Below are 8,161 nucleotides of genomic sequence, written 5' to 3' on the forward strand. Positions count from 1 at the left end.
AGAGGTGCCGGGTGAAACCCTCCACCAGAAGCTCTTTCCCATTCCAGATCCGGTACTGGTAGCGGATGGTGCGCGAACCGGCTTCGCTCAGCCAGGTTTCGACCTCTACCTGGTCGCCAAACCGGGCCGGTTTGCGGTAGGTCAGGCCGATCTCAATCACCGAGAAAGCCAGGCCCTGAGCTTCAATTCGGGTGTAGGGCAGCCCAATCTGGTTGAGCCACTCCACCCGCGCGGCCTCGAGCCAGACCACATAACTACTGTGGTGCACCACACCCATCGCGTCGGTCTCGGCGTAGCGAACGGTAAGGGGCAGGCGTGTAATCACCGGTTGGTTACCTCCAAACACTGCTTCTGGATCTGTTAGTGCGAAAGGCGGGAGCTGCCTCATCCATCCAGCCGCTGCACTACCCCCACCAGCTGGTCGGAGATGGCCTCGATGGCCTCGGCGGGGCCTTCCACCATTACCCTCACCAGCGACTCGGTTCCGGAGGGTCGCACATTGACCCGACCCTTGCCAGAGAGCAGCTGCTCGGCCTCGAGGATGGCCTGGTGTAGCTCCGCGCTCTGCATCACCTGCTGCTTGACCTTTACCCGCACGTTCTTCAGAAGCTGAGGATACATCGGCAGTTCATCGTACCAGTCGGCCAGATCCCGCCCCGACCGGCGCATGGCCTCGAGGGTCAGGATCGCGGTGAGCATCCCGTCGCCGGTAGGGGCGTGGTCGAGGAATAAAATGTGGCCGCTCTGTTCGCCGCCCAGGGTCAGGGCCGAAGCCTGGAGTTTCTCGTAAACGTAGCGGTCTCCCACTGCAGTGCGGTAGAAGGCGATACCTGCCTCGCGGAACCTGACCTCGAGGCCCATGTTGCTCATCAGCGTGCCCACCACCCCCGTCTCATTGCGCACCATTGCGTTCAGGTAGAGCACGTGGTCGCCGTGGAACTCGCGTCCCTGGCGATCTACCAGAATGGCCCGGTCGCCGTCGCCATCAAAGGCCACCCCGGCATCGAAATTCATCTCCACCACTTGCTGCCGCAGGAATTCAGGATGGGTGGAACCGCAACCCTTGTTGATGTTGCGCCCATCGGGGGTGTTAAACATCACAAACACTTCGGCGCCCAGACGCTGGAATAGCCGGTGGGCCAGGCGGAAGGTAGCGCCATTGGCGGTATCCAGCGCGACCTTGAGCCCTTCCAGAGGGGCACCTTTGGCAGAAAGAAAATCCAGATACATCCGCTCGGCCTCGCGGAAATCGGAGACCGTACCGATGCCATCGGTCTTAAACTCTCGATCCAGCAGTCCTTCAATCTGGGTTTCTACCTCGTCGGGCAGCTTGTTTCCGGCAGAGCTAAAGAACTTGATGCCGTTGTCCTGGTAGGGGTTGTGGCTGGCCGAGATCATGACCCCAGCGGTCGCCCCCAGCTCACGGGCCAGGTAGGCCACGCCAGGGGTGGGCAGTACCCCCAGATGCTCCACCCGCACCCCCTGGGACATCAAGCCCGCCGCCAGGGCGGCCTCGAGCATGTCGCAGGACTGTCGGGTATCCTTCCCCAGCAGAATTACCGGTTGCTTTACCTGACCCTTAAGGAAATACCCCGCCGCCTGACCAAGTTTCAACACAAACTGGGGGGTTAGGGGCGGCTCCCCGGCCACCCCTCGCACTCCATCGGTTCCGAAATATCTTCGTTCCATCTTGCACAGTTTATACCTTTCCCAAAAGTGTCGGATTCACCGGTCGGAAGGGTTCCAGTCTGCCTGCAGGAATTGTCAATCGGTGGCCAGGACGCCGATCCCCTGATTATTTTCCGGTTGGGCCGCATCTCGTAAAGCCTGACCGGTACTCCCGGGCGCGCCGCCGTGAAGGCCGCCTCCGAGCCCGATAAGCCCGCCCCGATTCCATGGAACATCGTCATCCCCCAGTGTGTTCCAGCCCTCACCCTGCGTACATGGTCTTAATGCATTATGTAAGTACTTCAAGCGGTATTCGACCTCTTTCCACAGTGCGCTCAAACCTCGAAGGGAGGTAGGTATGCGTTTCAGGGAGGAAATGGAGCTCAACATAAAAGCACCGCGCGAGGTGGTCTGGGAAGCCTTTCAGGATTTCTCGAGCTGGCCAGCGTGGGCCAAAGCCCTCAAGGAAGTCAGCCGGGTAGGATCCGGTTGGCGCTTCAGGGCCGGGGGGCAACCCCCAGTAGACCTGGTCTGGGTAGCCGAGGCCACAAGGCGTAGACCGCCCGAGTTTTTGGAGTTTCGCAGTGTGCCCGGCGTCCCCCACAATCTGGAAATCTATGGCTGGTTGCGGCTCAACGAACCCGAGGAAGGTACTACCCACCTCGAGTTGCTGTTCGAAGGCAGTCCGCACTACGACACCCCATTGCTGGACAAGGCCGCCGACTGGTACGCCTCGGTATTTGGGGAACCCAATAAACTCCTCAAGGTGACCTTTGAACAGTTTAAGGCCCATCTGGAAAAAACCCATAACCAGCGTGAGCTTTCTACCGCCATGACCTGATCCGGACCGTTGGGCGGTTTGCGGAGTGATGGGGTCGACACGGGAACTATATTTGCCCTCCCGCCGGGTGTACGAGTGTTTTTTCCGCTGCAGGGATCGGCCCAATTGGGGCCGCTTCCAGCTTTCGCGCCAGGGGAAAACCCTGGTACACCTGTCCAGAGCGGGAGGGAGCCTTTATACAGACGGGAAGCCTTCACCCTAAGTTTCTGCAACCTGTCCAGACAATCCGAAGTGGATCCAGAACAACCCGCAGGGGGTTTGCCGCTTTCGGCTTCCTGTGGGGTGCCCAGTGGTTTCGTCTCTGGCAGCTTTCCGTTGCTATACCGTAAGATGGGTGCATGGATAGAAGAATACGGGTGCTCATAGCCAAGCCCGGCCTGGACGGTCACGACCGTGGGGCCAAGGTAGTTGCCAGAGCCTTGCGCGATGCCGGGATGGAGGTCATCTACACAGGCTTGCGCCAGACCCCCGAAATGATTGTTTCTGCGGCCCTGCAAGAAGATGTAGATGCCATTGGGTTGTCGGTTTTGTCCGGTGCCCATATGCACTACTTTGGGGGAGTTCGACGCTTGCTGAGCGAACAGGGCGCAGACGATATCCTGCTCTTTGGTGGCGGCATCATCCCCGACGAGGATGTACCCCACCTCAAAGAGATCGGGGTATCGGGCGTCTTCGGCCCTGGAACCAGCACCCAGGACATCGTGGAATTTTTGAAAAAAACCACCCCCCAGCGCTGGGCGGCCCAAAGCTGAAAGCTGCTTACCTGAGGATGGAGCGCGTTCCATCGCAAGCATGGTCGAACCCGCCACACCCTCGAGTTTTTTCTGACCGATACCCTGAAGGACTGCCCCCTTTGACGGTTTTTGGAGTGCAAATGTAGGGTAGTGCTTATCTTTTTGCTGAGGGCAACCGCAAACTGGCGAAAAGCGCGATAAAGCAGAGTGGAGTGACCGATATGGCAACACCTCGAGCCAGAAACACCAAAGTGGGCCGCAAAAAACCCGCCTCCAGGGCCAACCCTCAGCCTCAACCTACCGCCTGGGTTAAAGTGCCCCCCGAGTCTGAAGCACCCGAAGATGTGCAGATTTTGTTTGGCAAATTCAAGGAAAAAACCGGCTTCATACCCAATGTGGCCCGCAATTTTGCCCTAACCCCCGAGCACTTCATGCGCTGGTTCCGGTACTACGATTTTCTCATGCGTAACGAGGACAAGAGCCAGCTCAGCCGCAAAGAACGCGAAATGATCGCGGTGGTGGTGTCTTCCGCCAATGAGTGCGAGTACTGCCTGGCCTCGCACTCGGCCTATCTGCGCGAAATCACCGGCGACCCTGTTTTACCCGAGGTGCTCGCCGCCAACTTCCGCCGGGCTCACCTGACCCCCAGAGAACATGCGCTACTGGAGTTCGCCCATCAGATCACCCTGGATTCTGCGGTGATGAGCTCCGCCGATGTGCAGATGCTGCGCGCCATCGGGCTTTCCGACGAGGCAATTTTTGAAGCAGCCCAGGTCGCCGCCATGTTCAACTTCACCAACCGCCTCGCCAACGCCATGGGCTGGGTTCCCAACGAGGTGTATTACCACCAGCATCGCAGCAAAAAGTAGACTGTTGCTATGGAAGGCTTGAAACCTTTTGGTCTGTGGGCGCTGATTGCTATCCTGGTGGGTGCACTGGTGTATCTGGCCCAGTGGCAGGGCTGGATTCCCGGCCAATTCCCTTTCTGGGCCCTGGGTGTAGTAGCCATCCTTGCTCTGGGGTTTGTCAACTTGCTGGCACGGGGGCCGAGGTAGTTTCAGGTGTTTGCGGTTGAGAGTTATTGTTGCTCCCAGACACACGTTCCGCCGCCTCGAGGGGATGCGCGGAACCCTGTTCCTCCCGCCCGCTTAGCTGGTTTACCAAGTAGCGACCTGGGTTGTCGTTATCTACCGGGGTGAGGCGCTGTGTTAGAACGGTCCAGAAGCGCGGGTGAAACGGGCATCCTCGAGGCTCGCGCCGGTGGGCCAGGTCTTGTTGTTTGACCTGGGAACGGCTCGTGATGGCGCGCGGGTCTCGGCACATAGCGCCCCGGTGATAGGCCACGGGTGCAAAGGAAGGCCCTCGAGGGTAAAGCTCGAGCCCGGACGACGTTTACAGCCGGACGCGAACGGCCGTGGGGCAGCATTACCCCTTGCGCACCGGGTAGCGCAGGTGTGTAACCCCCACACCCGCGACCACCCTCGGACTGCCCAGGGCGACGGGAGCAACCGCGAGGCGGTCGAAGAGCCGGACTCCGGCGCCAAGCAGCACCGGCACGATGTCGAGGCTAATTTCGTCGAGCAAGCCCGCATTCAGCAAGTGCTGGATCGTCTCGGCGCCGTGCACCCCAACCGACTTCCCGGCGGCAGCGGCTCTGGCCTGATTCACGGCGCTTTCGATGCCGTCGGTTACAAAGTGGACCGAGGAGCCCGGTCGCGGCCAGCCGGGGGGGATCTGGTGGGTAAGGACGAATGCCGGTCCCCAGGCGTGGTTTCCCCCCCAGCCTTGGGCCTTGTCGAAGGTGCGCCGCCCGGTGAGGACGGCCCCAAGCTCGGACCAGAGAACGCGAAGGTGGTCGGCGCTGGGCCCCGACACCCTGAAGGTCATGGGGTCCGACCCTCCGGCATGGAATTCAACCGCTCCCGAGGCGAAGTACCAGTCGAAGACTTCGGCCACGCCGTCGTTGAGGTCGGCAACATAGCCGTCGAGCGAGATGGACATGATTGCGACAACCTTTGACACTCTGCGCTCCTTTCGGGGGCTCGAGGCCGTGTGCGGGGGATGGCACGGCTGCACGTAAAATAAGAGCAGGACGATTTTTAATCATTCCATCGGCCTGCGGCAAAGGGGTTAGAACGATATCACCTTCCTTCATAGGCGGGATTGACAACGTTTACATCGTTCTGGGAGTATCCCACTTCATCATCTGCATAGGCACCAGCAAGACTGCGTTCCGGGAGTGACTACCACATAGCACGCGCAGAGTCCTATCCCGGTAAAACTGTAACGATCGGTTTGGTATTGGGCTCGAGCTCGAGCACTTCGTCCAGAAGAATCCGCTCCCCATCAAAATGAGCTGTCACGGAAACGGTTTTCATGCGCCAATTGTAGCAAAAAAAAGAGGGACACCGGCTTAGAGTCCAGACTCAAGGGCACACCATAATGGTAGAGACTGCTCAGGGCTAAGCTTACTCTATGATGGGCTAAGGAATTCAGCGCCTCCGGTGCAGCGAGGGTTGGATCTGTTACCAGGAGAGACTGAGGAACGCCGCTTCGGGGTCTTTGTCGAAAACCTGGATCACATGCACATGGTGCCTCAGCAGCCGCTCGACATCCGCAGTCGAGCAATTGCCCAGCCGCACCCAGACTACCTTTGGCGGCGGCCCAAGCACGAAACTTCGTTGGTGAAAATCTGAGTCCTTGGATACAATCAAAAAACCATGCTGTTTAGCATAGTCCCACACCACAGGATCATCCGCGGTTTTGAGGCTCACGTCTCGCACATGCAGCGAGCCAGGGAATAAATCTTCCAGCAAACGCGCCAGTCGGTGTGACAGGTTCTGATCGAACAGCAGTTTCACGCCGCTGGTGGCACCGTGGCAAGACGCCGCTCACGGTCAGCGGCAAAAGCGATACACGCCTTGAGGTCTTCACGGGTGAGATCGGGGAAGTCCGCTAGAATTTCTTCCTCGGTCATATCCGAGGCCAGATAATCGAGCACCTCGTAGACAGTAATTCTGAGCCCCCGAACACAGGGCTTCCCACCGCGTTTGTTGGGATCAATGGTGATGTAATCTCGATAGTCCATAGCTAAGAGCTTAAGGATGCTCGGCAGCAAACGTCAAGAGCGAAAGAGGAAATCTGACGGCCAAGCAAGCCGTCACGCTTTAGTATCCTCATCTCTCATCCGGGGACTGAACCTTGTGCTGAGATCCAAGTTGGCTGCGAGCGGATCCCTTACGCTTTTGGCAGGCGGCGTTCACCCGAGGTCATCTTGCAGCAAAGCCCCAAAGCCCGCCTGTTCAAAATGCCGGTCGGTGGTAAGTGCCTCTGTGATGCCACGCTCCCCGATAATTTTAGGCATCCTACCCTCCTGGAAAATAGGATACAGGAAATGAGCTTTGGTGGCCTACGCTGGGCGTTATGCCTTCAAACCCTTTAGGCTTGCGGGATACTGTGGCGCTGCAAGTGACTCCGTTCGGAAAAGCCATTCGGCTGGGCCGCCCCCGACACTCAAACCGGTTTTCGATTACCCCGAGTTGAACCACGTTTTCAATTTCACGACCAGGTTCCTCGCAAATCTCGCGATGCAGTGCTTCCTCCGCCGACTCGCAGAACTCTACAGCACCGCCGAGAGGCCGAAAGAATCGCTCGCTCTGTACGTCGTCGTGGCCGAGAGCGACTAGGATGCGATTCCCGTCACGGAAGACGCAGATGGCAAAATGTCGTATGGGTGCCACGGCGGTGTGCTCCCGTTTGTTCGGGGCGGCCTAACGTCTTGCCGATAAGCTGCGGGCCGCGGAGCGGACCGTCAGCTTCATCGGCCTGTTAGCCAGCGGCGTCTTGCTGGCTGTAGATCAATGATACCGCACCGCGATCCAGCACATTCGCGTTCACCAACTTCAGCTGGATCGATGCGAGATTGTCGCGGAAGAGCGATCGGCCGCTCCCCAGCACGACTGGACACATCACGAGTCGATACTCGTCGACCAGACTCTCGTCGATGAGTGATTGGGCAAGCGAAATGCTGCCCGAGATCAGCAAATTCTTGCCCGATTGCTGTTTTAGCCTTGCCACTTCCTCGACGGCACTGCCTCTGACGATCCTCCCGTCGTTCCACTTGCCCCAGGGCGCGCGCTTGAGCGCCTTCGAAAAGACGACCTTCAGCACTGCATTGAACTTGTCGGCGAACTCCTTCTCTGCACCCTGCGTCACGTTCGGCCAATAGCCGGCGAACATCTCATAGGTGGTTCGGCCGAGTAGGAGCGTGTCGATCGTGTCCATAAGGGCAACCTGCTCTTGGCCAAAGCTTAGATCGCCCTGCATGGAGGCGGGGATGAAGTCGACGCTATCGTTCGGACCAGCAACCAGGCCATCGATGCTGACGAATTCCTGAAGGATGAGCTTTCTCATTCTGTCTCTCCTCCTTCCCGGCTGGCTAACTAGCAGTTATACCGCAGCTGCGGTATAACACCCCAAATCGGGATGTTATGTTGCAGTAAGTGAAATCGAAGCTCCGACAAAACTGTATTCATCCAAAATACCCCCCTTCCCGAACCCGGCGCCAAAGGCTTTAGGATTGGTCATCTGGCCCTGAGCACCGAGTACCTATCGCGCTACGTGGCCGATTTTATCAAATTCCAGCAGAAAAAACACCCCAAAAGACTGCACAGGGCCAGGGTCACACCTGCACTTCTGGCCGCCAAATCGAACCTGCTTGTTAGCGGCGCGAGACGAACAACACCCTTTTGTACAAGCGCAAGTCGGAAGGATTGTTGCCAACTGCGATAGCGGTACAACATCGTGCAGCACATCGCTCCGAGCCAGCGGCTTTTATATGTGAATCGGTTTGTCCCAGGCGGCCAGGGCGGCTTCCTTGAGGGCTTCGGCCAGGGTGGGGTGGGCGTGGGAGGCCCGG

Annotated in this window: 11 protein-coding genes and 1 pseudogene; 4 read left to right on the plus strand and 8 right to left on the minus strand. The window is 58.5% G+C overall.

Going from position 1 to position 8,161, the window contains the following annotated elements:
* The 3 genes and pseudogenes from Q0288_RS16645 to Q0288_RS16655 form a co-directional block, all read right to left on the minus strand.
* Window positions 1-325: thioesterase family protein (locus tag Q0288_RS16645; protein ID WP_299433030.1), on the minus strand; the 325-nt coding region annotated here is incomplete at its 3' end.
* 59 nt (window positions 326-384) lie between these two features.
* On the minus strand, window positions 385-1,689 hold the full coding sequence (gene glmM / locus Q0288_RS16650; RefSeq protein ID WP_299433032.1) for a phosphoglucosamine mutase: 1,305 nt from the start codon (window positions 1,687-1,689) through the stop codon (window positions 385-387).
* A gap of 113 nt (window positions 1,690-1,802) precedes the next feature.
* A pseudogene (locus tag Q0288_RS16655) lies at window positions 1,803-1,910 on the minus strand (FAD-dependent oxidoreductase); the annotation flags it as partial.
* Window positions 1,911-2,044: 134 nt separating this feature from the next.
* On the opposite strand from Q0288_RS16655, the gene Q0288_RS16660 reads away from it, so the two are divergent.
* The 4 genes from Q0288_RS16660 (at window position 2,045) to Q0288_RS16675 (ending at window position 4,298) form a co-directional block, all read left to right on the plus strand.
* Complete coding sequence (locus Q0288_RS16660) at window positions 2,045-2,509, plus strand: SRPBCC family protein (protein WP_299433034.1); 465 nt, start codon at window positions 2,045-2,047, stop codon at window positions 2,507-2,509.
* Window positions 2,510-2,847: 338 nt separating this feature from the next.
* On the plus strand, window positions 2,848-3,261 hold the full coding sequence (locus Q0288_RS16665) for a cobalamin B12-binding domain-containing protein (RefSeq protein WP_299433036.1): 414 nt from the start codon (window positions 2,848-2,850) through the stop codon (window positions 3,259-3,261).
* A gap of 203 nt (window positions 3,262-3,464) precedes the next feature.
* Window positions 3,465-4,112: a peroxidase-related enzyme gene (locus Q0288_RS16670; protein ID WP_299433038.1), complete on the plus strand. Its 648-nt coding sequence runs from the start codon at window positions 3,465-3,467 to the stop codon at window positions 4,110-4,112.
* A gap of 9 nt (window positions 4,113-4,121) precedes the next feature.
* On the plus strand, window positions 4,122-4,298 hold the full coding sequence (locus Q0288_RS16675) for a hypothetical protein (RefSeq protein ID WP_299433041.1): 177 nt from the start codon (window positions 4,122-4,124) through the stop codon (window positions 4,296-4,298).
* Between the two features lie 370 nt (window positions 4,299-4,668).
* Here Q0288_RS16675 and Q0288_RS16680 read toward each other — a convergent pair whose 3' ends face one another.
* The 5 genes from Q0288_RS16680 to Q0288_RS16695 form a co-directional block, all read right to left on the minus strand.
* On the minus strand, window positions 4,669-5,265 hold the full coding sequence (locus Q0288_RS16680; RefSeq protein WP_299433043.1) for a dihydrofolate reductase family protein: 597 nt from the start codon (window positions 5,263-5,265) through the stop codon (window positions 4,669-4,671).
* A 503-nt stretch (window positions 5,266-5,768) separates the two neighbouring features.
* Window positions 5,769-6,104 carry a DUF5615 family PIN-like protein gene (locus Q0288_RS16685; protein WP_299433046.1) on the minus strand — a complete coding sequence of 112 codons (336 nt, stop codon included), beginning with the start codon at window positions 6,102-6,104 and terminating at the stop codon, window positions 5,769-5,771.
* Window positions 6,101-6,331 (minus strand): DUF433 domain-containing protein, encoded by a 231-nt coding sequence (locus tag Q0288_RS16690; protein ID WP_299433049.1) that lies wholly within the window; start codon window positions 6,329-6,331, stop codon window positions 6,101-6,103. Before Q0288_RS16690 ends, Q0288_RS16685 begins: the two co-directional genes overlap by 4 nt.
* A gap of 277 nt (window positions 6,332-6,608) precedes the next feature.
* Complete coding sequence (locus Q0288_RS18110; RefSeq protein ID WP_366914801.1) at window positions 6,609-6,983, minus strand: NUDIX domain-containing protein; 375 nt, start codon at window positions 6,981-6,983, stop codon at window positions 6,609-6,611.
* An 88-nt stretch (window positions 6,984-7,071) separates the two neighbouring features.
* Window positions 7,072-7,656 carry a dihydrofolate reductase family protein gene (locus Q0288_RS16695; protein ID WP_299433052.1) on the minus strand — a complete coding sequence of 195 codons (585 nt, stop codon included), beginning with the start codon at window positions 7,654-7,656 and terminating at the stop codon, window positions 7,072-7,074.
* Window positions 7,657-8,161: the final 505 nt, after the last annotated feature.

This window comes from uncultured Meiothermus sp. (assembly GCF_937863175.1).
In the GTDB taxonomy this organism is placed as follows: domain Bacteria; phylum Deinococcota; class Deinococci; order Deinococcales; family Thermaceae; genus Meiothermus.